The following is a 25869-nucleotide window of genomic DNA, read 5'->3' as shown; positions in this document are numbered from 1 at the left end:
CCTGTTCAGAACACTCGCAGCATCCCCGGATCCCACAGACCCGACCTGGTGGCGGTCCCGGTCCGCAACTGGGCCGGAACCGCGTCGTAGTACTGGTCGTAGCGTTCCAGCGTGCCCCAGTCCCGGGCCCAGTCGTCGCGCAGGTAGGTCGGGATGGTGGTGGATTTCGCCAGCATCTGGGAGAAGCCGAGCGGGCCGCCGAACTCCTGAGCCTGCCAGGTGTTGGTGGAGCTCACCGCCAGCGGGCGGTCCGGCAGGACACGGAACTTCGGCACCTCCGCCACACCGTTGCGATGCCGGAACGGGCGCTGGCACGGGAACTGCAGGCCGACCGCCCAGTCGAGCAGGATCGGCTGCTCCGAACCCAGATACTCGTTGGCCGTCTCCAGCCGCGGCACCCGCGGCGGGGTGAAGGCCAGCCACTGGTCGCCGATGAGGATCGGGTCGTTGGCGACGATCCGGACCGCGTCGGCCTGCGGGTCGATCTCGTCCAGCGGCACCCGCAGGTTACGCCAGGACGGGAACGGGCCGATATCGCGCGGCAGGTAGGTGCCGAGAGGAGTGACGGACCCGTCCGGCTGCCGCTTGCCGTAGTCGACGGTGAGCGACTGGCCGTACTGCATGGCGCCCGTGTCGTCGTAGGAGAGGATGCGGCCCGCGGCGGTGATCACCACCAACGGATGGTCCGGGGAACGCTCCGGCAGCTCGTACCAGCTCGACGCGACATACGCGGGCTGCTGCACCCCCTCCTGATAGCTGCCCAGGATGGGGGTGGTGGCCGGATCCAGACCGAAGGGCAGCGCCACGGTGCTGCCGTTCACGCCCAGGGCGCCCTGGCCGCCGCCGGTACCGGCGTTCTGTCCCTCGGCGAAGGCCGCGCCCACCGACTGGTTCGAGGTATTGCCGGTACCCGGTTTCACCTCGACCGCGTCGGCCGACAGATCATCCGGCACACCGTTGGGGTCGAAGCCCACCGGATCCACACCCGCCAGCGGATCGTTCGGGTCGGTGGGCGGATTCGCCGGATCGATGATCGGATTCAGCCGGCCCGCGTTGGCGTTCGCCTCGACCAGCACGTCGTTGGCCAGCCCGCAGGTGTTCCCGGCCAGCGCGTCGAGATTGCCGCGGGCCAGCGAATACCCCGGATACTGCGCGTACGCGCCCTTGGCCAGGGACAGCACCTCGAACAGCACCATGGCCGCGGCCACCACCGTGAGCGGGAAAGCGGCGAATTTACGGAGCCGCCGGCCCCGGGCCGTACGCGGCGAGTTCGGTGGTGCGGCATAGCCCTCACGCAGCGCGTGCCAGCCCACCAGCAGCAGCGCCAGACCGAACAGGATCAGCATCGCGGTGTTGGAGGGGAAACCGGCCAGTACCACCCGCTTGTCGAACCACGGCACGCCGTAGCTGGACACGTACCAGTAACCGTTGATCCCGGAGAAGGCCAGCGCCAGGGTGAACATCAGTCCGGCCAGGAAGATCGCCCGGTTCTTGCGGGCACGCAGCGCCGAAGCCGACACCGCGACCGCGGTCACCGCCGCCAGCGAACCCGCGATACCGGCGTACGCGCCGAAGTGGTGGGTCCACTTGGTGGGGTTGAACATCATGAAGAAGATCGTTCCGAACACCACGCCCATCAACCGCCAGGTCGGGGCGGCCGCGATACCGGGCACCCGGCGCCGGCGCAGCAGTACCAGCATGGTGGTGAACAGGCACAGCAGCATCGCCAGGAACGCGAACCGGCGCGACAGCGAACCGTCGACCGTCTCCACGAACAGGTAGTAGTAGCGCAGGTAGTCCTCGTACCAGGCCAGGTTCGGGCCGGTCAGCTGCCGGACCCGGTTCGCCTCCATGATCCCGGCGAAGGTCTGGTCGCTGAAAACCACCGTGAGCACCAGGAACCCGGCGGCCGCCAGCGGAGCCAGCAGCGCCACCGTCCCGTGTTCGCGATGCCGTTTCACGATGATGCGGGTGACGGGCCGGATACCGGCGAGCAGCGCGGCCACGCACATCAGCCCGGTCGGGGCCGCGGCCAGTGTGAACGCCGCGACCACCACCGCCACCGCGGCGGGCAGCAGCCGCGCGGTCGCGATGGCCCGTTCGATGGAAACCCAGGTCAGCAGCGCACCGAGCGCGACGATGGGCTCCGACCGCAGACCGTTGTCGTAGGGCAGCCAGAACGCCAGGAACACCAGACCGCCGGTCCACAGCGGCACACTGCCGAACCAGGCGCGCCCCCGCGCCCCCCGCAGGCCGTTACCCAGCCGGGGCACCACCTCACGGCTGATCACCATCCAGCACAGGATCGCGCAGGCCAGCGCCGGCAACCGCACCCACGGGCTGGCGGTGGAGACCTCCGCGAACAGCTGGATCACGTAGTAGTACCAGCCGAAAGGCGCCTCGGGCACGCCGTACCAGCGGAAATAGTTGGCCATGTACCCGGCGTCCGGAGCCACCCGCACCATGCTCAGGATGTAGCCGTCGTCGGAGGTGTTGGCACCCAGGAAATGCCAGACGAGCAAGGTGCCGATCACGCCGCCGTCGGCCATGGTCGGTTTCCGCCAGTTCGCGGGCAGGAACCGGCGGTGACCGCGGCCGTCACTGGTGTCCAGGCGGGCCAGCGCGACCAGCGACAGCAGGGTGCACACCACGGCCGCGATCATCGCGATCAGCTTGATCCAGGTGGGACTGGAACTGAATCGGGTGTCGATCGTCGATTCCACGCTCAGACCCGCCGGGACGCCACCGACCATATCGGTGAACACCCCGACCACCTGTGGACGCAGATCGCCGACGAGCTGCCCGGTGTTCGGCGTCCCGTCCTCGGTGGTGAGGCCCACGAAGGCGGCGCTGGTGCGTTCGCTGTCGGAGCTAATGGTGATGGCCGAGCAGTTCGCCATCTGCGCGCGGTCCGCGGTGGCCACCACCGCATTGCGGTCCACCACGTCGACCGAGGTCTCCGATACCCGGACGAACAGTGCCTCGAGCGCCGCCCGGTCGCCCTGCGGGGGCGCGGTGGACAGCAGCATGCCACCCTGCGGTGGCAACTGGTTCACCGCCGCGCACGGAATGTTCGCGGTGAAGTCGATGGGCACCTGCGACATCAACGGCGCCTGCACATTGGCCAGACTGTCGTTCTGCGGCCAGTTCAGCACCGCCGTGGTCTGGGTGACCGGAAGAAACGGGGTGGCGATCGCGAATACCGCACCCAGTACGCCGGTGATGATCGCGACGAGGCGCGCGCGGCGGTAATCCTTCGGCGCGACCTCCGGTTGCGGCTCCGGCGGCGTCTTCGTCAGTACTGCGGTGGCGACTTCTGGCACGCTGGCATGCTACTTGGGTGCGGCCGGTAGGGCCCGGTGGTGCCCCGGCGAGTACCCACGTGAATGCGGATCAATCCACCGGAACATGCATAGGAACCGTGCGAAAGGGGTACAGACGGGCGGCTGGCACAATCGGCCGGAAAACACCCCCTTATGCGTGGGGTATCGCGGCGGTAATGGAAAGGTAGGGGCATGACCAAGGTGAATCTCGAGACGAACTACGGAACCATCGGCCTCCAGCTGGACGAGGCGAAAGCGCCGGACACCGTCCGCAACTTCGTCGAATACGTCAAGTCCGGACACTACAACGGCACGATCTTCCATCGCGTGATCCCGGGCTTCATGATCCAGGGCGGCGGCTTCGACGGCCAGATGCAGCAGAAGCCGACCCAGGCGCCCATCCAGAACGAGGCCGCCAACGGCCTCAAGAACGACAAGTACACGGTCGCCATGGCGCGCACCAACGACCCGCATTCGGCGACCGCGCAGTTCTTCATCAATGTCGCCGACAACGACTTCCTCAACCACACCCAGCCGGCGGGACAGGGCTGGGGCTACGCCGTATTCGGTACCGTCACCGACGGTACCGAGGTGGTCGACAAGATCGCGGCTGTCTCCACTTCGTCGCAGGGCATGCACCAGGACGTGCCGGTGGAGAACGTCGTGATCGAATCCGCGTCGATCGCCGGCTGAGCGGAGACGGTCCGGCCGGTCCGGGTCGCCGCGGGGCAGAGCCATCGCGGCGACCCGGACCTCGATACGACTAGAGCGGCAGCAGGTGGTGCTTGCGCGGGTTGCGAATCACCGTTTTGTCCCGCAACAGATGCAGCGCCCGGCGCACCTCGAGCCGGGTGTGGGCCGGTTCGATGACCGCGTCGATGAACCCGCGTTCGGCCGCCACCCAGGGGGTGGCCATGGTCGCGTTGTAGAAATCGATCATCTGCTGGCGCACGGCCGCTTTCTGATCCTCGGGCGCGGCCGCGATCTGCGCCGCACCGATCAGGCTCACCGCGCTCTCCGCACCCATCACCGCGATGCGGGCGGTGGGCCAGGCCAGATTGATATCGGCGCCCAGCTGCTTGGAACCCATCACCGCGTAGCCGCCACCGTAGGATTTGCGGACCACCACGGTGACCTTCGGTACGGTGGCCTCCACATAAGCGAACAAGAACCGCCCGCCCCGCTTGATGACGCCGACCTTCTCCTGCTCCACACCCGGTAGGAACCCCGGGGTGTCGACCACGAAGACCAGCGGTATCTCGTAGGCGTCGCAGAGCCGGACGAAATGCGAGGCCTTGTCCGAGGCGCGAGCATCCAGTGCCCCGGCGTACACCATGGGTTGATTGGCCACCACACCCACACTGCGACCGTCCACCCGGGCGAAACCGGTGATGATGTTGCGACCGGCCTCGGCGCCGTATTCGTGGAAGGCGCCGTCGTCGAAGATCCGCAGCAGCACCTCGTGCATATCGTAACCGGCGTTATCGGAATCCGGGATGATCGAATTCAGCTCCCGGTCCGAATCGGTGATCTCCGGCTCCAACCCGGGATTCACGATCGGCGGCTGTTCCTGGCAGCTCGTCGGCATATAGGACAGGTACTCGCGCACCCACGCGAAGGCGGCCGGCTCGTCCTCGGCCACATGATGGATATTGCCGTACTGGGCCTGGCTGTGGGCGCCGCCGAGTTCTTCGAGGCTGACGTCCTCGCCGGTGACCTCACGAATGACCTTGGGGCCGGTGACGAACATGTACGCCGCCTCGGTCGCCACCACCACATCGGTGTTGATCGGCGAGTACACCGCGCCGCCCGCGCACTTCCCGAGGATCAGCGAAACCGTCGGCACCATCCCGGAGAGCAGTTCCTGCCGGGTGGCCAGTTCGGCGTACCAGGCCAGCGAGGACACCGCCTCCTGCACCCGGGCGCCGCCGGAATCGTTGATACCGACCAGCGGACAGCCCACCTTCGCGGCGTACTCCATCACCGCTGCCACCTTGCGGCCGAACATCTCCCCGACCGAGCCGCCGTACACGGTCTGATCGTGGGAGAACACGGCGACCGGCCGGCCGTCGACCAAACCGTGCCCGGTCACCACACCGTCGCCGTACAGCGCGTCCGGATCGCCGGGCCGGCGCACCAGGGCCCCGAGTTCCACGAAGGTCCCCGGGTCGAGCAGCATCTTGATCCGATCACGGGCGCTGGGAATACCCTTACGCGCCCGTTTCGCGACACCGGATTCCCCCGCCGGCTCCTGCGCCAGTTCCAGGCGCTTGCGCAGGTCGGCGAGTTTCTCGGCTGTCGTGCTCACTTGCTCCCTTTCCCGGCCGAACTCGAGCTGATCTGCGTGAGTTTAGCGGTCAGGTCGGCGCCGATCCGGCCGATCCGCGGCTCATCGATGATCTGGAGATGGTCGCCGGGGATGTGGACGATCTCCAGGTCGGGCAGGTATTCGTCCCAGCCGCCGTTGGGCAGCCGATCGGCGAAGCGCGGTTCCAGCTCGATGATGCCGTCGTGATAGCGGTCGGCCAGATAGAGGACGACCTCGCCGTCGTAGTGGCTCGGCCGCACCTGCTGCAAGGCGCGGCCCTCGATCCAGGAGGTCCGCTGATGTTCGAGGACACCACCAGGGATCTTGGCGCCGGTCATCTTGATCAGGTCGGAGACCATCTTGAACTGCTCTTCCGGCGAGGCATCCGCCAGTTCACGCAATTGGTCGGCATCCAGCTCGCCGTCCACGCCGTAGGTCTTCTGCGCGAAAGCCTGATAGCGCTCCATCCGCCGCACGCGTTCGGCCGGGCTGTTGTCCTCGGGCTCGCTGGGGATGGCGAGATCGATCAAACCGAGCAGACGCACATCGGCGCCCTCGGCCCGCAGTTGCTGCGCCACGGCCATCGCCAGTACCGCGCCGAGCGACCAGCCGTACAGCACGTACGGCCCGTCTCCCTGTATCTTGCGCAGCTCGGGAAGATACTGCCGGGCGCGCTCCTCGATCGAGCCCTCGACCCGTTCGAAACCGTACATCGGCGTATCGGCGGGCAGCCGCTTCAACAGCGGTTCGTACACCAGGGTATTGCCCCCGGAGGGGTGGAAAACGAAAACCGGCAGCTCGTTCGAGCCCTCTGCCCGGGCCCGGAGCGGACGCACGAATCCGTCCACGTCGGCACCGCTGTCCTGCAGGGTACGAACGATATCGGCGAGCTGCTCGATGGTTTCGCAATCCAGCACATCGTCGACGGTGACCTCCGCGCCCACCCGTTCGGTGAGCCGGGCCGCCAGTTTCTCCGCCGTGTCCTCGTCCAGGATCGGGAGGGTGTTGAAGATACCCCCGGGCGATTCCCCGGTGACCGTTGCCCACGCGGCATAGGTCAGGCGTTCGGCGGCGTCACGCGGCGGGACGTTGTCGTCGGACGCGGCGGCTTCCGCGCCGCCGAAGAGCGCGGCACCGGCCGCCGCGGGCTGCGCCGCGCCGGTTTCCTTCTCCGCGGACGCGGTTTCCGAGGGGCCCGAACCCTGGTCGAGAGCGGCAACCGGATCCGCGCCCGTGGCCATGGCCGCCTTGGCGGCGTTCACGAAGTCGTCGTCCACGCTCAGGGCACCGGATTCCCCGCTGGCCTGCTTATCGGCCATTTCCTGAACCTGGTCGCGGTGTTCGATCGCGTAGCGCAGCACCTTGCCGACCTCGTGCAGGCTGGCATCACGCACCGCCGACACCTGCAGCTGCGGAATATCGAATTCGTACTCGACCCGGTTCTTGATACGCATGGCCATCAGCGAATCCAGACCCAGCTCCATGAGCGGGATCTCCATGGGCAGGTCCTCGACCGCGTAACCCATGGATTCGGCGACGATCAACGCCAGCCGCTCCTCCACGGTCTGGCCGCTGTCCGGATCCCACCGATCGCCGAATCCCGCCGTATCGATCGCCGGCTCGGCTTCGGACACGGCGATCTCGGCGGCGGCCGCGGGCTGCTCCGACGGAACGGGCAGCGCCGCACCGGAGGTGACGACGGCGTCGAACAGCAGACGGAACTGCGTTCCCTCGCGGGCGTGCACCTGTACCGAAGCCCCACCCGGATGCGGGGTGAGGGTGGTGGTCAGCGTGCCGGTCGCCGGCAGGGGGGCGTGCGCGATACTCGCGCCGAGAGCCACATCGGTCAGTACCTGAGCCGCGGCCTCACGTACCAGCGCGGGCAGCTCGGCGACCGCGGCAGCCTGTACCTCCCAGACGTGCCGGCCGTCCGGCAGGGCGACCGAGGCGCCCGGAACCCGGGTGTTGCCCCGGCCGGAGAAAGCACTCACCTTGGGCCAGTACGGTTTACGCACGAACGCGGTGCGCGGGATATCGGCATAGGGCCCGGCCGGCAGCAGCGAGGACAGGTCCACGGTATGCCCGTGCACGTACAGCTGCGCCAGCGCCGCGATCACTCCCGCCGATTCGTCTTCCTTACGCTTGAGCGTCGGGATCAGCTGGGCATCGTGCAACCCGGCGGCGAAGGTGGTGCCCAGCACCTGCATCAGCGCCACCGAATTCGGGGCCAGTTCCAGGAACGTTGTCACCCCGGACTCGACCGCGAGTTTCACCGCGTTGGTGAAGTACACGCTGTGGCGCATGTTCTTCACCCAGTAGCTCTCGGTGTGCACCGGGTCGTGGCCGGGCGGGTAGTACTGGTCCTTGTCGACCGTGGAGTACAGGCCGACCTTCAATTTCGCCGGTTCGATACCGGCCAGCTCCGCGGCCAGCTCGCCGAGCAGCGGATCCATCTGGGAGGTGTGACCGGCGCCCTTGGTCTGCAGGACCCGGGCGAACTTACCGGCGGCCTCGACCCGGCCCACGATCGCGGCGACCTGATCCACCGGGCCGCCGATCACGGTATTGGTCGGCGCGGCATACACCGCGACCTCCACATCGGGGAATTCCGGCAGCAGCGCGGCGACATCCTCGGCGCTCATCTCGACCAGCGCCATATTCCGCACGTCGGCATCGGAGAGCATCTGTTCGCCCTCACCCATCAGACGCGAACGCGCGCAGATGGTGCGCACCGCGTCCTCCAGCGGGAGCCCGCCGGAGATGTAGGCGCCCGCGACCTCGCCCATGGAGTGGCCCACCACCGCCGCGGGTTCCGCGCCGTGCGCCCGCAGCAACGCCGCGAGACCGAGCTGGATGGTGAAGATACCGACCTGGGAGGTGCCCACGTCGTAGTCCTGCGCGTCGTCCAGGATCATCTCGCGCACCGAGTACCCGGCCTCGTCCTGGACGAGTTCGTCGACCTCGTCGACGGCCCGCCGGAAGATCGCGTTCTCCTGGTAGAGCTGTTTGCCCATTTTGCGGTGCTGGGCGCCGAACCCGGCCATCACCCACATGGGCCCGTGGGCGGCCGGCGCGTCGGCGGTGAACACACCCGCACCGGGCTTACCCGCCGCGATCGCCCGCAACCCGGCCACGGCCTCGGCGTGGTCCTTGGCCAGCACCACACCGCGCGAACGCCAATGGCTGCGCTTGGCCAGCGCTCGGGCCACATCGGCGAGCGGAGTCGCCTGCCCCGCTTCGGTTTCCAGCCAGTCGGCCAGATCCGCGGCGGCGCGGCGACGACGCGAGGGCAGATAGGCGGAGACGGCCAGGATCACCGGCAGCGGTTCGGCGCGGTCGGCCGACCACTCCGGTTCCGGCGCGGCCTCCGCGGTGACGGCTTCGGCCTCGGCGACGATATCGGTGCTCGCCACGTCCGGGAGCGGGGCGGTCTCGGCGCCGGGTTGTCCGGCCGGTACCGCCGCGGTGGCCGACGCCGGCGGTACGTACTCCTGGACCACCAGGTGCGCGTTGGTGCCACCGAAACCGAACCCGGAGATACCCACGGTCGCCGTACCGCTGTAGCGCGGGAACGGGGTCGGCTCGTCGACGACCTTCAGCCGGGCCTGCTCGAAGGGGATATACGGGTTCGGACCGGCGTAATTGATGTTCGGCGGCAGCACATCGTGCTGGAACGCCAGGATCACCTTGGCCAGGCCGGCGGCGCCGGCCCCGGATTCCAGATGCCCGAAATTGGTCTTCGCCGAACCCAGCAGCGCCGGCGCGTCGGCTGCCCGGCCCGCGCCGACCACCCGGCCCAGCGCGTCCGCCTCGATCGGGTCACCGATCAGGGTGCCGGTGCCGTGTGCCTCGATGTAATCCACGGTGGACGGGACGATCCCGGCGTCGCGGTAGGCGCGGCGCAGCACATCGGCCTGGGCATCGGGGTTGGGGGCGATCAGGCCGTTGGACCGGCCGTCGCTGTTCACCGCCGAACCCTTGATCACCGCGAGGATCCGGTCGCCGTCGCGTTCGGCGTCGGCGAGCCGTTTGAGCACCACCAGGCCGGCCCCCTCGGAACGGACCATCCCGTCGGCGTCGGCGGAGAACGCCTTGATCCGGCCGTCCTTGGACACCGCGCCGTTCTTGTCGAAACCGAGCGTGGTCATCGGGATGAGCAGCATGTTCACCCCGCCGGCCAGGGCGACGTCGGCATCACCGGCACGCAGCGCCTGGACCGCCTGGTGCACGGCCACCAGCGTCGAGGAGCAGGCGGTGTCCACCGCGACCGAGGGACCGCGGAAATCGTAGAAGTACGAGACGCGGTTGGCGATGATGCTGCTGGAGCTGCCCATGATCTTGTAGGCCTCGGCCGAAGCCGGCACATTGGGGTCGGTCTCGCCCAGCCCCATCGCGGCGATCAGCTGGAAATCGTTGGTCGAGGTGCCGATGTAGACACCGACCGATTCCCCGCGCAGATCACTGGCCGGGATACGGGCGTGCTCGAGCGCCTCCCAGGTCAGTTCCATCATCAGCCGCTGCTGCGGGTCGATCCGCTCGACCTCGATCGGCGACATGGCGAAGAATTCCGCGTCGAAATCGGTGACGACATGCTGGTCCAGGTAGCCACCGCGGGTATTACCCTCGGCCACCGCCGCCGCCAGCTCCGGTTCGGAGAGGAATTCCGCCCAGCGCCCCTCGGGCAGATCCCGGATGGCATCACCGCGGTTGATCAGGAATTCCCAGGTCGATTCCGGGGTGTCACCGGCGCCGGGCAGCCGTGTCGAAAGCCCGACGATGGCGATATCGTGCGCTTCGCCGGGCGCGAACCCGGCAGTGTAGAACTGGTCGTCGGGCGCCTCGGCGGTGAGCTCCGGCGGGCCGTTGACGATGACATCGGCCAGCGAGGCGATGGTCGGATGCTGGTAGACGACGGTGGCGTTCAACACCACGCCGGTGAGTTCCTCGATCTCACCGCCGAGTGCCAGCGCGTCCCGCGAAGCCAGCCCGAACTCCTCCATGGGCCGATCGACGGTGATCTGTTCGATCGGCTGCCCGGTGGCATCGGCGACCCAGCGCCGCAACCACTCTCGTAGTTCCGCGACCGACATCTCCCCGGCCGCGCCGGTCCCGGCGGCGCGCTCCTCCGTAGTGGGAAGGTTGTCGGTCGTCTCCGGCGACGTGCCCTCGTTATCAGCCATCAGTCCTCAAGCTACCTGTCTCTGTGCGATGCGGGGCGACAGCCCGCGCACCGCAGGGATGTGGATGGGCGGCTTCGCGGTACCTCGGTGGGCGCCGCGCCTCCGTGGTCACGCCGCGCTACCTCCTCCGGCGCTGTGCTCAGCCGCCTATCTTCCCGTATCCCCGATCGGGCTCGTGAACCGGCTGGTGGCCGGTCTACTCCTGGGGGGCGTCCGGGAACGCCTGCTGGGTGTAACCGCCGCGCAGGGTGCCCTCGATATAGGCGGCCTTGCACGCGCGGCGTGCGATTTTGCCACTGGAGGTGCGCGGGATGGACCCCGCGGGTACCAGCAGCAGATCCCGCACCGTCACACCATGACGCTGCGAGATCGCGGCCCGCACCGCGTCGGCGATGGGGAGCGGATCGGCCTTACCGGCACCCGGGCCGCGCTCGGCCACCACGACCAGCTGCTCGGAGGCGTCGTCGGCGTCGAACTTCAGACCCGAATGGCTGCCCTGGGCGAACACCTCGGCCGGCAACTGGTTGGCGGGCACCGAGAACGCCGCGACGAATCCGGGACGCAGCGCGTTGCTGGCCTCCTGCGCCGAGAACTCGAGATCCTGCGGGTAGTGGTTGCGGCCGTCCACGATCACCAGGTCCTTCACCCGGCCGGTGATGTAGAGCTCGCCGTCGAAGTACACACCGTAATCGCCGGTGCGCATCCAGTTGGCGTCCGCGGCGGCACCCTCGGCGTGGCTGCCCTCCGGGAGCCGTTCGACGATCTTGTTGCGGAAGGTCGCCCGGGTCTCTTCCTCACGGCCCCAGTAACCGATGCCCATATTGTTGCCGTGCAGCCAGATCTCGCCGACGTGCCCATCGGGCTGTTCCCGCGGCGCACCGTCGATCGATTCGGGATCCACGATCACCGCCCACTGCGAGCGGGCCACATAACCACAGCTCACCTGGGCGACCGCGTTCTCGGCACCCGGATCGACCCGCACCATCCGCCCGGCGTTGAGCTCCTTGCGGTCGACATAGGTGACCTTGGCCTCGTCCTCCGATTTCGTCGCCGAGACGAACAGGGTCGCCTCCGCCATGCCGTAGCACGGCTTGATGGCCGTCTTCGGCAGGCCGTAGGGCGCGAAGGCCTCGTTGAACTTCTTCATCGACGAGGTGGTCACCGGCTCGCTGCCGTTGATCAGGCCGATGACATTGGACAGGTCCAGCGATTCACCGTTCTTCGGCAACCCGCGCACCGCGGCGTGCTCGAACGCGAAGTTCGGGGCAGCGGCGAAAGTACCGGCACCGTCGGAGGCGGCGGCCAGCTCCTTGATCCACCGGTACGGGCGGCGTACGAACGAAGCAGGCGACATGATGGTGATGAACTTGCCGCCCACCGCGGGCAGGATCACCGTCAACAGGCCCATATCGTGGAACAGCGGCAGCCAGGTGACACCGCGGGAGTTCCAGTCGAGGTTGATGGCGTCGACCATCTGCAGCAGATTGGTGCCGACACCGCGGTGGGTGATCTCCACACCGGCGGGTGTCCGCGTGGATCCGGAGGTGTACTGCAGGTAGGCGATATCGTCCACCGCGATATCCGGGCGTACCCAGCTCTCGCCGACACTGTCGGGAATGGCGTCCACGGCGATGATGCGCGGCCGCTGCGCCGCGGGCAGCCCACGGAAGAACTGACGCACCCCGGCCGCCGACGAGGTGGCGGTGAGGATGGCCGAGGGCTTGCAGTCGCCGAGCACGGCGTGCAGGCGATCGGTGTGACCGGGCTCGTCGGGATCGAACAGCGGCACCGCGATGGTGCCCGCGTAGATGGCGGCGAAGAACGAGATCACATAGTCGAGGCCCTGCGGCGCGAGCACCGCTACGCGGTCACCGGGTTGGGTGACCTGCTGGAGTCGGGCGGCCACCGCGCGCAGCCGGACCCCGAATTGCTGCCACGTCAGCTCGTGTACCTCACCATCGAGCTCGCGCGAATAGTCGATGTAGCGGTACGCGAGAGTGTTCGCGTCGTTACGGGTGTGCATCTCGACGTGGTCGACCAGGGTGCGATCATCGGGAATCGTGATGTTCCCGTTCTCGTCCAGGTAGTCGTCGAAAGTCTCGTCCATTCCTTCTCCTCCGAGGCGCACGCGGCAACGGCACGATATCCGTTATTACTGTGTGGCCCCGACTCGCTTTCGCCGCGGGTGCTCTCCATTCGGGAATCGACCCTGCGGGTTTTGGGGTGCGGTCTGCGCGGTGACCGCTATAGGCTAGATGTTCTCAAACCAGAGACATGTTACAGAGACGAGCTTCTCACTCCTCCCGGAGCAAGGGGATCACCGGCGCGAAGGCGTCCATCTGCGTGGGGAAGATTCCGACGTAGGACATACCGGTGAGCCGGCGTACCTGCCGCATCTGATCGGCGATCTCCTCGAACGTGCCGATCGCCACGTACGGCGAATTCAGGATCTCCTCGACGGAGAGTTTCACGTCCACTTCGAGGTCGGGGTGCAGTCCACGGTCGATGGCCGACAGCGCCATCTCCGCGGTCTTCTCCCGGTCGTCGGTGATGACGATGGCGGTGATCGCCCAGTTCAGCTCGATCTGTTCGAACCGGTCCCCGGCGGCCTCCCGGATCAGGTTCACCTTCTCGAGCGTCTTCTCGAGGGTGATCCCGGAGAGCAGGCCCTTACCGTTGGGGGTGGTGACCGGCACGATCGAGATGATGTCGGCGTGTTTGGCCGCCAGCTTCAGCATCCTCGGCCCACCGCCGCCGGTACACAGCGGCGGCCGCGGACCCTGCCGGGGCCGTGGGGTCCCCTTGACACCGTGCACCTGGTAGTACTTGCCCTCGAACGTGCACTCCTGCCCGCGCAGCAGCACATCGAGGATGGTGAGCGTTTCGTCGAGCTTGGCCAGGCGCACACCGGGCCGGTCGTAGTCGATCCCGGCCGCCTCGAATTCGTCGGATTTCCAGCCGGCGCCGATACCGACCTCGAGCCGGCCCCGCGACAGCACATCGATGGTGGCCAGATCCTTGGCCAGCACCACCGGGTGCCGGAATCCGTTGGCCAGCACCGAGGTACCGAGCCGAATCTTCTCGGTGGCCTGGGTCAGGGCACCGAGGGCGGCGATCGGACCGATCTGGTCACCGAGATGGTCCGGCACCACGAAGGTGTCGTAGCCGTATTCCTCGGCCTGCTGCGCCGTCTGGATGAACTTGCGGGCGCCACCCTCCTGCTTGTTCCCTTCACCGGCGGCGGCGAAGCGGAACTTGCGCAGCGGCGTGCCCAGCGCGCTCAACTCATCCACCGGTGCGGCGGCTTCTGTCATGAACTCATGCTCCTGATATCGGAAGTCATTGCGCGCCCCTGTCGGGCGACAGGGCCCGGGAGGCGCGATCACCAGCGCACTTTACAGCCTGCCGTGCCCTCGCGAATACGCTGAGTGCGGTGATTTGTCACAAGACCGCCCCGACCCGGCCACACCGGGCCGGTCACGAATGCGGTGGCTCCGGCGCACTGTCGACCAGGCCGATCGCCCAGTTCGCCGCCCACTGGGTGGCGGTGGTTCCCGCGGAATCGACCACGTACCCGTGATACAGGCTGTGCACCGGGTTGCCCACGGCTTGGACGAGGGTACCGAGACTGCCGAGGATATTGGCCGGGCTCAGGGCGTTGCGCGGAGCGTCGCAGATCAGGTCGCCGGGGGCACAGATCGTGTACACCCGGTCGGCGATCTCCCCGAAACCGTTTTCCCGCGGGCCGGTCATGGTGATCCCCGGGACGTTCAGCCCACCCAGCGCCACCTCCGCGCCGATACCGGGGGGCGGGGTGCCGACCTGGATCGGCTGACCGGGCCCGGTCTCGCCGGAGCGCCGGCCGTCGGCGATCAGCGCGACCCCGAGTACCCGATCGGCGGGCACCGGGCCGTTGCCCTTGCCGATCTGCTCGGCGATATCCCCGGCGATCACCGCGCCCTGCGAGAACCCGGCCAGGACATAGGTGGTGAGCGGGCATCCCTCATGACGCTCGGCCAGGAAATCGTAGGTCCGCCGCAGGCCTTCGCTACGGCTGACGTTGTAGGACACCTGGCCGTCCGGCGGGATCGCTATCGGATTGGAGAACTGCGCGACGTAGGGGACGGTGTAGACATCCACCCGCGCGTCCGGAAACTGCTCCCGAACAGGGTTGCTCACGTTCAGCATGAGCGAAGCCGGATTGGCCGTCGGGTTGTAGGGATCGTCGGTGCTGCTGGACTCCCAGGTTCCCGGCACCGAGATCATCTGCACATCCGGGCAGCTCGCGGGCTGGCTGCGGGGCGGCTCCGGCCCCGGTTCGGGCCCCGGCGGACCTTCCGGCTCCCGCAGGCAACCGGCCAGCAGATACCAGAGCAGCACCACGAGGACGACGCCGAAGATCGCCGCCACCAGTAATTTCAGGCAGCCCGCCGGTTTGACCCGGCGGGAGCCGGTAGGTCCCCTACTCACCGTCGATCGCTAGCAGTAGGACGATTTGGCGGTGTTCAGGTAGATCTGCCCCGCCTGTTCGACCGGCATCTTCGCCGGGTCGAACGACGGGTCCGAACCCGCCATCGCGTTCACGAAGGTGATCATGCCCGCATCCGGGGTACCGGCCGCGACACCCTGGCAGACGTAGTTGCCGATGCTCAGCGCGATATCCGGGCTGGAGGGTGTGACGCCCTGTTTGCCCAGTTCGTCCAGGAACGTCTGCTCCTTGTCACTGAGCGCGGTGGTATCGGTTTCCTGCGGCGGAACCGGAGCGGGACGCTCCGGCTCCTCGGCCGGGGCCTCGGGCGCCGGTGCTTCCTCGGGGGCCGGTGCCTCGCCCTCGGCCTCGGGGGCCGGCGCCGGAGCATCGCCCTCGGGTGCGGGGGCCGCTGCCGGACTGGTGGACGACACCGCGGCCGGAGTCGACAGCGTGGGGGTGCTGGTCGCGGTCGATTCGTCGTCGCCGCAGCCGGCGAGGAGACCGGCGGCCGCAACCGCCGCCGCCACTCCGAGCAACGTGCCTCGGGTCCGATACATATATTCCATCCTGTGCTCCGGCGCGCGGTGCGCGCGGGTTCCCGGCCGCTCGAATCGGGGCCGCCGAACCGCTGGGTTGGCCATCGGGTTGTGTCCCGGCCGGGCTGGTTCGCCCGGCCCGCGACCACCGAGGGTAATACCAGACCCCCGGCCGTCGCCGATTCCCCCATACCCCGCTCCTCCGCTTTCCCTCCGGAGCATGATCGTCCGGTATGCCGGGCCCGGATCGCCCGCGTAACCCACCCTGCGGCGCAAAGCAGCCATCCAGGGCGGTTGACCGGGGCTTCTTCCCCTGCCGCAGGTCGCGGGAAGATCGTTTCCGCTGCTCGTCCACCTTCACGACGGCACCGCCCGGCCGCTCATGAGCGATCTCACGGCCGCCGGCCACCTACACGCCGTGCACCTCGGCTCGATTGTCCCGGACAGTGATGTAGCCGTGCTGGAAATTCTGCTGCACCCCGCCCGGCACCGCGAATTCGTCGCTGAGCGGAAAACCGAGAGATCCGTTCTCGTAACCGGCATCCCGCCAGGCATCCATAATGGGCCCGTCACGCACCGCCCAGGCACCGGAAAGGGGACTCCAGTAGATGCTGCCGCCCTCGAAGCGGCTGAATCGTCCGAGGTCTCGCAGCGGAAGTTCGGCGGCCACCGGGAAACCGAGGAGGCTGTTCTCGAAGCCGAGCTCCGCGTATTTGCCCAGGATCATGCCCCCGACCCGGTGCGCCCCCGTGGCAGGACCGAAGTAGAACGGCCCACCTTCGAAAGCTTGGACCGCGCCGTCCCGGTTCGGGGTCCGCACCTCCGGGCCCACCGGATAACCCGCCGGTCCGCCCTCGTACCCCTGACGACCCCATTCGTCCAGGATCGCCCCGCGCACCAGCTGCGCTCCGGTTTCCGGGGTCCAGTAGATCGACCCGTGCCGGAACGGCTGAAAGCGCCCACGTCCATCCGGTAGGACCAGTTCACCCCCGACCGGCAGCCCCAATCCGCTGCTCGGGCCGGCCGCGGCCTGATAGCCTCCGCCGATCCGCCCGGCGACCGGGTGCGCACCGCTCTCCGGGGAGTACAGCACACGTCCGTGCCGGAAATCCTGGGCCAGCCCGCCGGGAATTTCGTATTCGCCGGTGAGGCAGTCCCCGAGCCAGCCGTTCGCTCCGGCGGCCGCGCCGATCTCCCCGCCCACCCGGCATTCGGGTTTCGCGGCGGGTACACCGAGCGCCTCGGCGGCCTGGGCCCAGGACTGGCGCATCTCGAAGTCCCAATAGGGCCACGTGTGCGTGCCCGACGCCCGGTAGTGCACTGTGGCCGGAATACCGAGTTCGTCGAGTTTGCTCACGAAGTTCTGCGCGGTCACCAGCGCCAGCGTCTCGAGGCCCATCCCGAACATATTCGTGCTCACCCCGGGTATTTCGGTGCCCTCGTCGTGTTTGCCGGAAGCCCCCGTTCCGCTGGATATATAGAGGGATTTACCTTTCAGGCGTTCGGCGAGTAACAGCGGATCGTGTTCCTCCCACTGTGGGCTACCGGGCGGGCCCCACATGGCGCCCGAATCGAAGCCGCCTGCGTCCGCCATGGCGAGTCGGATGGCTTGTGGCATACCCGTGCTCGTAGTGGTGAGAAAGCCCGAATACGAGGCGGCGTACTTCACGAACTCCGGATTACGCGCGGCCAGGAACATTGCCGCCGTACCGCCCATGGACAATCCGGCGATACCGCGGGTCGAGGTGGCACGCCACTGGCTCTCCAGCAGCGGGGGCAGTTCCTTGGTGAGAAAGGTCTCCCATTTGTAGTTCTTACCGTTATCGGGTTCGAGCCAATCGGAGTAGAAACTCGATTGGCCGCCGACCGGCAACACCGTGATGACATTCTTGTCGGCAAAGAAATCCACAGCGCCGGCTTCTTTGATCCAGCCGCTCTCGTCGTCGGGAGCTCGTAAACCGTCCAGCATGTAGAGGACGGGAAACTTCGCGTCGGGCTGAGCGTTCCAGTCCCGGGCCAGCAGCAGCCGCACCTGAATCGGTGTACCCATGGCGGGTGAGTCGACCCACACCGCGACATGGCGATCGGAGTGCCAGACCACATTGCGGATCACGGCGGAAGCCGCGGCGGTAGTGGCGGGCTGGGCCGGCGCCGAGATCTGGGCAGCGGCGAACGGCAATATCAGAGCGGCCGTCAACACCGCCAGCCTTCGCCGGGCACGGCTACGGAACCTGCCGGTTCTCCGGCCACTTGCGTATGTGTTCCCTGCCACACATTGTTTGTACCGCTGGGAGGATGGGATGCCCGGGAGGACGCGCGGGGCAGCAAACCACTTGTTCACCAGCGGGTCCGGAAAAGCAAACGGCGCCACCTGCTTCGATGAGAAGCAGATGGCGCCGTTCGCGATGACTATCGGCTCAGCGGCAACCGATCGGCGTGCCGTCGATCACCAGCCGCCGGTGGAGTCCAGGAACATCTTGCGCGAGGCGAAGAGCTGGCTCTCCCAGTACTTCCACGAGTGGGTGCCCACGTTCGGGAAGTCGAAGTGGGCAGGGATGCCCAGGGTGCGCAACCGCGCCTGGAAGGCCCGGGTGTTCACCAGCGAAAGCGCTTCCAGCGCCATGGCGTTGGAGGTGTTGAACAGGCCGATCGCGGAGTTCGGGTTGTCGTGCGGGCCCGGCAGGCCGCTGGCGGCCGAAATGTACATCGGCAGGCCACGCAGCTGCGGAGCGAACACGAACGGGTCCATCCGCAGCCACTGCGGGCTCCACGGCGCGGCCATGGAGTCGACGTTGAACTTACCCGCGTCCAGCATGGCGATCCGGATGGCTTCGCGCATACCCGGCGCGGAGATGTTCAGGTAGCCGGAGTAGGAGGCGGCCGATTTGAACTGGTCGCGGTGGTAGGCGGCCAGGGCCAGGGCAGCGCTGCCACCCATGGACAGCCCGGCGATCGCGTTGTTGGTACGCGAGACACCGTGGCCCTCGAGGAAGGCGGGCAGTTCCTGGGTGAGGAAGGTCTCCCACTTGTAGGTGAACTTCTGCCCGTTGGTGTTGCTGGGGGAGTACCAGTCGGTGTAGAAGCTGGACTGGCCGCCGACCGGCATGATCAGCGAGATGTTGTCGTTGGCGAACTGCTGCATCGCGTTGGTCTCGAACGACCAGGCGTTGCGGTCCTCGCGCGCGCGCAGACCGTCGAGCAGATAGAGCCCGGCGTTACCACCGCGCGCCGCCCACTGCACCTGGACCTTGATGGGGCCCATGCTGGAGGGAACCATCAGTTCCTCGTAGGCGCCACGCTTCACCGGCCCGGTGGGCGAGGCCACAGCGGCGGTCGGGGCCGCGATACCCGCAGCGACCGGTAGCGCGAGCACTGCCGCGCCGACAGCCAGAATCCGGTTACGCCAACCGCGAGGTGCCCGAGACCGCCCGGCACTTCTCTTCGGGCCGGCTGCCCTGCCGAAACGCATGAATTCCGCTCTCTTTCTGCTGTTGTGTGTTGTTCGCTACCGCTGCGCGGACAACACCCCGTTTCTCCTCGGCGGCGCCGGCGACCCGGTCCCGACCAACCTTCGGCCGACAGCGCTACAACGATCTGGTCACAGATGTGCTCGCTGGACCTTATTCGACCTCATCGAGCCTAGGCAAGGCCGTGGTGATCGGATGGCCGAAATCCGCCGCGAGAACGCTGTGATCGCCCCGTGACGATACCTTGCCGGCGCGTTGATGTCTCGGCGGGCCGGGATATTCCCCCGTTAGTGAAAGTGATCTCCCACCGGCCGTTGCGTAACGGAATACCCATCCGGAACGAATTCCTGTCGACAGCGGTGTGCCCACCCGGCCGCTTCGGCCGGGTGGGCACACCGCTGCGGTTGCGCGGGGCGATCCGGGCCCCGCGAACCACCGTTATCCGATATTCGCCGACAAATCCGGAAGCATCCGGTGCACTTCGGCTTCCCAGTAGGTCCAGGCGTGAATACCTACCTCCGGGAACGAGTAAGTGACATTGTTCGCGCCCAGCGACATCATCCGCACCTGGAACGCCCGGGTATTCACCAGGGCCAGGGCTTCGAGCGCCATACCGGTGACGGTGTTGCCGCTGAAGCCGTCGACCGGGGCGGGCAGTGCGCTACCGGCGGATATCCACAGCCGGGTGTTGTTGTCACGGAGCCGCGGCGCGAAGACGAACGGGTCCATCCGCAGCCACTGCGGCCCCCACGGCGGCGCCATGGAATCCACGTTGTAGCCACCGGCGTCGATCATCGCGGCCCGTAGCGCCTCCCGCATACCCGGTGCGGAGATGTTCAGGTAACCGGAGTAGGAACCCGCGAAACTGAACTGGTCGGGATGATAGGCGGCCATGGTGAGGGCCCCGCTGCCGCCCATGGACAGGCCGAATACGCCGTTGCGATACGGGTTGAATCCGAGCCGCTCGTGCAGCGCCCAGCGCAGATGCTGGGTGATGAACGTTTCCCAGGCGTACCGGTAGCTCTTGCCGGGCCCCTCGGAGATGACGTTGAGCGCACCCGAGCCGGAGGACGACCCGGTGGGCGGCAGGCCGAAGAACGAACTCGGCGCATTCCAGTCGGCATAGAAACTGGACATTCCACCGACAGGCATGACGACGTTGATGTTCCAGCTGGTCAGCGCATCCGCGACATTGGTGTCGAACTCCCAGCCGCTGTGCGTCTCGGGGGCACGCATACCGTCCAGCGCGTAGACCACCCGGTTGGTGTTGCCGTCCTTCGCACGGAAGATCCGGGACCGTATCGGGCCCATCTCCGGCGAGTCGACCACGAAATCGAATCCCGCTGGGTTGGGCGCCGCCCGCACCGGGGCGCCCGCATCGGACAATGCCACCGCAAGGGAGGCCAGCAGCGCGACCGCAAGCCCCGCCGCCGCATGCCGGACCCACCCGAGGGGTCGCACCGATCCGGGCCTTCGCTCACTTCGCATTCGACTAGACCTTTCGCCTGGGCAGCCGGACAGCAAACCACGAGCTACGTTACCGGCCCCATATCGGATACATAGACCACAGCACCCGCTCGCAACGGGAGCCGTTATCTCCATACCCCTTCCTGCTACATCCATCGGGCACCCGCGAGTTCATGTTGCCAGATAGTGCGTCAGGTCACAGTGATCCCAGGGCCAGTGGTGCGAATTCGTTGCCGAGCGCCCCGGCGGCCGTTTCCCGGCTACGTTCCCGCAAAGCGTGATTGCTCGGTTGCCCGCCCTACGGCGGGGCGGGTGCGACGAGTGGGGTGAGCGTGCCCGGGCTTCGGTGCCGGGACCAGGTGCTTTGTCAGGTGGGCCGGGCCGGATCGTCCTGCCTGCGGCCCGGCCACAGAGGTGGACCGGGCCGGGGTGGACAGGGAAGGTTCCGGCTGTCTCAGCCGATATTGGCGGAGAGGTCGGGGATCATGCGATAGACCTCGGTGGCCCAGTAGCGCCAGTTGTGGACGCCGACCGCGGGGAAGTCGTAGGTGACATTGTTCGCGCCCAGGCTCGCCATCCGCACCTGGAATGCCCGGGTATTGGCCAGCGCGAGCGCCTCGAGAGCCATGGCGTTGAAGGTGGTCCCGTCCAGGCCGTCGGCGGCCTCGGGAAGCCCGCTACCGGCCGAAACCCACAGCCGGGTGTTGTGGGCGCGCAGCAGGGGCGCGAAGACGAACGGATCCATCCGCAACCACTGGGGGCTCCACGGCGCGGCCATGGCGTCGATGTTGAAACCACCGGCGTCCAGCATGGCCACCCGCAGCGCCTCCCGCATACCGGGCGCGGAAACGTTCAGATACCCGGAGTAGGAGGCGGCGTAGCGGAACTGATCGGGGTGATACGCGGCCAGGGCCAGCGCGGCGCTGCCACCCATGGACAATCCGAACACACCGTTGCCGTTCGGGTTGAAACCGAGCCGGTCCCGCAGCGCCCAGCGCAGATCACGGGTGAGGAACGTTTCCCATTTGTACGTGGTCGACCGCCCGGGCCCGGCTCCCGAACCCGAAGCCAGCCCCGAACCCGAATCAGCCGCCGATCCGGTGAGCTCTCCCGAGCTCCCGGAACTGCCCAGCCCGAAGAAATTGCTGGGGGCGTTCCAATCCCGGTAGAAGCTCGACCGCCCACCGACCGGCATGACCACGTTGATATTCCATGTGGTCAGTTCCCGGGCGACATCGGTATCGATCTCCCAGCCGTTCAGGTCGTCGCGAGCGCGCATACCGTCCAGCGCGTACACGACCCGGGCGGTGTTGCCGTCGGCGGCACGGAAGACGCGGGACTTGATCGGGCCCATTTCCGAATCGACCCAGAAATCGATGCCACGGGGGTCGAACGCCGCCGACGCCGGAGCATCCGGCCCGGCGACCGAGACGCCGACCGGTAGCAGAACAGCCATGGACAGCAGTGCCGTCCGCTTCATCCAGCCGCGCAGCCGCGGCTGCCGATGCCCGGTACCCCGGCCGATAACGCCTCGCATTACTTCCCGCCCTCCGTCGTGCGACCCAGCGGCCGCGAATTACGACTACCCACACCGGATCCGGAATTTCTCCGGATCCGGACGCCAGCACAATAACCCGGCGTGGTGACGCCCGGGCGCCGGGCGACTACCCGGACAGGCCGCTCAGCGCACCGGCGGTATGGGATCCACCAGTCCACAGCGCTGGATCTCGTATTTCGGCACCCGATCGATGCGATACGAGGCGAAATCGAGAGCGTGCAGCAGATTGTGCGCGAACCGCTCGAAAGTCAGCGGGTCCTTATAGGACAGCATGAGCGCGTGGGTGTCCGGGCACGACATGGCGACATGCGCCTGGGCGACCCATTTCTCGTCCATGTACCAGGGCAGCCACGGTTTGCGGTCCACCATGCCGGTTTCCACGATCACCCAGTCGGGGTACAGGCTCTTGTCGTGACCGATACGGCCGTCGGTGAGCCGGTCGGTATGCGCCGCCAGCGGGAAGGCCAGGCCCATCGGATCGATGACCCGGACATCCAACGGGACGTTCATACTGGTCATCCCGAGATTGAGGAAGTAGACCGTATGCCCGGCGCCACCCGGCGGGATGGGCTGCGGCGGCGGGGCGACGTACCAGAACATGAACGACGGAGAGTTCAGCAGCAGGCCGCCGTTCGGGGAGTTCTCGATGGCCTCCACCATGGGCCGCATCCGCGCGTAGTCGAGATAGTCCTCGGCGCGAATGGGATGGTCGTGACCGGTATTGAGGACGTAGTAGATCCGCTCGTCCACGATCCCGGACTCGTTGATCTTCGTTCCGGTCTTGATGGCGGTGGTCCCGGAAGCCAGCAGGGCCCACACCACAGTGGCGACGAGCGCCACGATCGGGAGCGCGGAGGTCACCGCTTCCCGGCGCGCCAGTGCGCCGAAACCACGCGCCGGCAGCCGTACCGGAATCACCGCGACCGGCAGCAGGAACAGGAACAGCTGTGGCAGCAGCATCCGGCCGTGCATGAAATCGCCACCGACCCGCAGGGCGTAGACGGTGAGGATCACCGCGGCACCCAGCACCAGGCCGACCACGGCGGCGGGCGTACGCAACCGTTCACGCACCCGCCGCAGCCGGCTCACGTCCGGATCCGTCACCCGGTCCGCGACCACCGCGTGGAGGCGGTGAGCGCGCGCCGCCGCCAGGCCGGCGACCAGCAGCACGGCCAGCGGCACATACAGGTGGTACGGCCCGGCCAGATCCCAGAGATAGGTGAAGCCCTGGCCCCATTTGGCCCCACCGGCGTCCTTGGCCACCGCGGTGTTCGGATACGGCAGACCGTAGTAGCCCATCCGCCACACCTGGTAAACCAGTGGTACGAACCCGGCGACCGCCACCACGAAACCGCGCAGCAGCCACGGCCGCAGCCGGGATTCGGGCATCGGGGCCAGGAAGATCAGTAGCAGGGCCAGCCCGCCGACCACCGTCATCTCGGGCCGGATCAGCGGGGCCAGACCGGCCAGGAAGGCCAGCCCGAGCAACCCGCGCACCCGTGGACGTTGTGTCTTGCTCCAGCGTACGAGAAGCAGCCACAGCAGCCCCAGCCAGCAGATGACCAGGCAGTTCTCCAGTCCGGAGGTCACGTAGTCGCGGGCGGGCGGCACCGCGATATAGGCGAGCGCCCCGGCGGGCAGCAGCAGCGAAGACGACGCCGGACCCCACAGCTTGCCGGTGCCCAGCATGGCGAATGTCACCGCGAGCAGCGACAGGGTGAGCGCCACACCCAAGACGACGTATTCCAGCCGGGCCTGGGTGAGCCAGCTGAAGAACCAGACGATGTAGGTCCACGCCGTACTGGTGTTGGTTTCCACCCGTTCGCCCGCGTTGAAGACCGGTCCGTTGCCGGCCAGCAGGTTGCGGACGGTGCGCAGCACGATCAGCCCGTCATCGGCGATCCAGCGCCGCTCCCAGCCACCGAACGCCAGCAACGCGACGGTGACGACGATGCCACCGGCGAACACCCCACGCGAGATCCGGGCGGAACGCACCGACGAGCGGGGCTGCCCGGAGGCAGCCCGCTCGTCGGTGTATTCGGTTTCCGCTACCGCGATCTCGTCAGAAGAGATAGACAGCGACACCTACCGCTCCGATCCACGCTATGGCGAGCAACTGCAGGACGCGGTCCTTGAACGCGATCTCTTCCGGTTCTCCCGCCTCCCCACCGTCGACGTCCACGGCGTAGCGCAGGATCGCGATGGTGAACGGGACCATCGAAAGAGCGAACCACTCGGTGTCCTTGGCCGCGCCCTGTTCGAATGCCCACAGTCCGTAGAAGACCACGACCGCGGTGGCGGCCAGGCTCCAGGCGAATCGTAGATAGGTCGGGGTGTAGTACTCCAGGGATTTGCGAATTTTGGCTCCGGTGGCCATGGCCAATTGCATTTCGGCGTACCGCTTCCCGGCCGCCATGAACAGCGAACCGAACGCCATGATCAGCAGGAACCACTGGGACAGCGGGATCCCCGCGGCCACTCCACCGGCGATCGCGCGGAGCAGGAAGCCCGAGGAGACGATGCAGATGTCCAGGACCACCTGGTGCTTGAGCCCGAAGCAGTACGCCAGCTGTACACCGATGTACACCGCCATCGTCGCGGCCAGCTGCCAGGCCGCCACGAACGACAGCGCCAGCGAGCCGATCAGCAGCGCCGCCGCCAGGGCGAAGGCCAGATTCACCGGCACCACACCGGCGGCGATGGGGCGGAAACGCTTGGTCGGATGGGCGCGGTCCGCTTCCACATCCATCGCGTCGTTGACCAGGTAGATCCCCGAGGCCGCCATACAGAACACCACGAAGGCGATACCGACGCTACTGAGCACATCGAGATCGGTCACCGAACCCGCGGCCATGGGGGCCGCGAGCACGAGAACGTTCTTCACCCACTGCCGCGGACGGACTGCCTTGACCAGGCCACCGACCAGCGTTTTGGGAGGCCCTTTCACCTCGGCTTCGGCCAGATCAGCGCCGGTGGGCTCTTCACTCATATCAGGCAGCGCCTTTTCGTCTTGTGCGGTCACTGTCGAGTCTCTTTTCGGCGGCGAGCAGGGCGGCGGCGGACGCGGCGCCGAGCGCGGAACCGGCGAGCACATCGGAGGGGTAGTGAACCCCGAGAACGACCCTGGACAGCAACATCGGCGGTACGAGCACCGCAGGCAAGGGTAGTCCGGTCAATTTTCCGAGCAGCACCGCCGCCGCGGTTGTGGAGGTCGCGTGCGAGGAGGGAAAGCTCAGTTTGCTCGGTGTACCTACGTTGACCTGCACAGATGGCGCATGGGGGCGCGGCCGGCGGACGATCCGCTTGATCACGATGGACGCCGCGTGCGCACCGACGGCGCCGACGGCGACCCCGGCCCACTGCCGACGGCGCGGTTTGTCGGCGAGAGCACCGATTGCCGCGACGGCCATCCAGCCGAGCGCGTGCTCACCGAAATGCGACATACCCCGCGCCGCGGCGATCACCGGTGGGGTCGCGATAGCGCCCTGGACCGCCTCGATGATCTTGACCTCGGCCGGTGCGCGTTCGGCGCCCGGATCCCGCAGGCTCGGGTTCATCG

General features: G+C 67.4%; 15 protein-coding genes. 1 reads left to right on the top strand and 14 read right to left on the bottom strand.

Features of this window, described 5'->3' with window-relative positions:
• Positions 1–5: 5 nt before the first annotated feature.
• On the bottom strand, positions 6–3323 hold the full coding sequence (locus tag ACYR7D_RS06920; protein ID WP_459548794.1) for an arabinosyltransferase domain-containing protein: 3318 nt from the start codon (positions 3321–3323) through the stop codon (positions 6–8).
• 192 nt (positions 3324–3515) lie between these two features.
• Here ACYR7D_RS06920 and ACYR7D_RS06915 point away from each other — a divergent pair, with 192 nt between their 5' ends.
• Positions 3516–4016 (top strand): peptidylprolyl isomerase, encoded by a 501-nt coding sequence (locus ACYR7D_RS06915; RefSeq protein WP_459548793.1) that lies wholly within the window; start codon positions 3516–3518, stop codon positions 4014–4016.
• A 70-nt stretch (positions 4017–4086) separates the two neighbouring features.
• Here the strand turns inward: ACYR7D_RS06915 and ACYR7D_RS06910 are convergent, their stop codons facing one another.
• From ACYR7D_RS06910 to ACYR7D_RS06850, 13 genes are all read right to left on the bottom strand, one after another.
• Positions 4087–5631 carry an acyl-CoA carboxylase subunit beta gene (locus ACYR7D_RS06910; protein WP_459548792.1) on the bottom strand — a complete coding sequence of 515 codons (1545 nt, stop codon included), beginning with the start codon at positions 5629–5631 and terminating at the stop codon, positions 4087–4089.
• Positions 5628–10811, bottom strand: a complete 5184-nt coding sequence (gene pks13, locus ACYR7D_RS06905) for a polyketide synthase Pks13 (protein ID WP_459548791.1) — start codon at positions 10809–10811, stop codon at positions 5628–5630. The genes ACYR7D_RS06910 and pks13 overlap by 4 nt, the downstream gene beginning before the upstream one ends.
• A 196-nt stretch (positions 10812–11007) precedes the next feature.
• On the bottom strand, positions 11008–12918 hold the full coding sequence (fadD32, locus tag ACYR7D_RS06900) for a long-chain-fatty-acid--AMP ligase FadD32 (RefSeq protein ID WP_459548790.1): 1911 nt from the start codon (positions 12916–12918) through the stop codon (positions 11008–11010).
• A 187-nt stretch (positions 12919–13105) separates the two neighbouring features.
• Positions 13106–14125 carry an LLM class F420-dependent oxidoreductase gene (locus ACYR7D_RS06895; protein WP_459548789.1) on the bottom strand — a complete coding sequence of 340 codons (1020 nt, stop codon included), beginning with the start codon at positions 14123–14125 and terminating at the stop codon, positions 13106–13108.
• A 163-nt stretch (positions 14126–14288) separates the two neighbouring features.
• The gene (locus tag ACYR7D_RS06890) at positions 14289–15281 is read right to left on the bottom strand and encodes a cutinase family protein (RefSeq protein WP_459548788.1); all 993 of its coding nucleotides are present in this window, start codon (positions 15279–15281) and stop codon (positions 14289–14291) included.
• Positions 15282–15290: 9 nt separating this feature from the next.
• Entirely contained in the window at positions 15291–15839 is a 549-nt protein-coding gene (locus tag ACYR7D_RS06885; RefSeq protein WP_459548787.1) for a DUF732 domain-containing protein, read from the bottom strand.
• A 388-nt stretch (positions 15840–16227) separates the two neighbouring features.
• Positions 16228–18024, bottom strand: coding sequence for an alpha/beta hydrolase-fold protein (locus ACYR7D_RS06880; RefSeq protein WP_459550057.1), 1797 nt, complete (start codon positions 18022–18024; stop codon positions 16228–16230).
• Between the two features lie 240 nt (positions 18025–18264).
• Positions 18265–19287: an alpha/beta hydrolase gene (locus ACYR7D_RS06875; protein ID WP_459548786.1), complete on the bottom strand. Its 1023-nt coding sequence runs from the start codon at positions 19285–19287 to the stop codon at positions 18265–18267.
• Between the two features lie 436 nt (positions 19288–19723).
• Entirely contained in the window at positions 19724–20773 is a 1050-nt protein-coding gene (locus ACYR7D_RS06870) for an alpha/beta hydrolase (RefSeq protein ID WP_459548785.1), read from the bottom strand.
• Positions 20774–21206: 433 nt separating this feature from the next.
• Positions 21207–22289: an alpha/beta hydrolase gene (locus ACYR7D_RS06865; RefSeq protein WP_459548784.1), complete on the bottom strand. Its 1083-nt coding sequence runs from the start codon at positions 22287–22289 to the stop codon at positions 21207–21209.
• Positions 22290–22433: 144 nt separating this feature from the next.
• Positions 22434–24395 (bottom strand): flagellar motor control protein ZomB, encoded by a 1962-nt coding sequence (gene zomB, locus ACYR7D_RS06860; protein ID WP_459548783.1) that lies wholly within the window; start codon positions 24393–24395, stop codon positions 22434–22436.
• The gene (locus ACYR7D_RS06855; RefSeq protein ID WP_459548782.1) at positions 24373–25299 is read right to left on the bottom strand and encodes a decaprenyl-phosphate phosphoribosyltransferase; all 927 of its coding nucleotides are present in this window, start codon (positions 25297–25299) and stop codon (positions 24373–24375) included. The genes zomB and ACYR7D_RS06855 overlap by 23 nt, the downstream gene beginning before the upstream one ends.
• Before the next feature lies 1 nt (position 25300).
• On the bottom strand, positions 25301–25867 hold the full coding sequence (locus ACYR7D_RS06850) for a phosphatase PAP2 family protein (protein ID WP_459550056.1): 567 nt from the start codon (positions 25865–25867) through the stop codon (positions 25301–25303).
• Positions 25868–25869: the final 2 nt, after the last annotated feature.

It is taken from the genome of Nocardia sp. X0981, from assembly GCF_977089955.1.
This window is presented reverse-complemented; position numbering and strand designations above follow the sequence as displayed.

Bases quoted from the DNA above. Each gene is read 5' to 3' on its own strand.
- ACYR7D_RS06915 (WP_459548793.1), top strand. From the start codon at position 3,516: ATGACCAAGGTGAATCTCGAGACGAACTACGGAACCATCGGCCTCCAG.
- pks13 (WP_459548791.1), bottom strand. From the start codon at position 10,811: ATGGCTGATAACGAGGGCACGTCGCCGGAGACGACCGACAACCTTCCC.
- fadD32 (WP_459548790.1), bottom strand. From the start codon at position 12,918: ATGGACGAGACTTTCGACGACTACCTGGACGAGAACGGGAACATCACG.
- ACYR7D_RS06895 (WP_459548789.1), bottom strand. From the start codon at position 14,125: ATGACAGAAGCCGCCGCACCGGTGGATGAGTTGAGCGCGCTGGGCACG.
- ACYR7D_RS06885 (WP_459548787.1), bottom strand. From the start codon at position 15,839: ATGTATCGGACCCGAGGCACGTTGCTCGGAGTGGCGGCGGCGGTTGCG.
- ACYR7D_RS06875 (WP_459548786.1), bottom strand. From the start codon at position 19,287: ATGCGTTTCGGCAGGGCAGCCGGCCCGAAGAGAAGTGCCGGGCGGTCT.
- ACYR7D_RS06870 (WP_459548785.1), bottom strand. From the start codon at position 20,773: ATGCGAAGTGAGCGAAGGCCCGGATCGGTGCGACCCCTCGGGTGGGTC.
- ACYR7D_RS06865 (WP_459548784.1), bottom strand. From the start codon at position 22,289: ATGCGAGGCGTTATCGGCCGGGGTACCGGGCATCGGCAGCCGCGGCTG.
- ACYR7D_RS06855 (WP_459548782.1), bottom strand. From the start codon at position 25,299: ATGAGTGAAGAGCCCACCGGCGCTGATCTGGCCGAAGCCGAGGTGAAA.
- ACYR7D_RS06850 (WP_459550056.1), bottom strand. From the start codon at position 25,867: ATGAACCCGAGCCTGCGGGATCCGGGCGCCGAACGCGCACCGGCCGAG.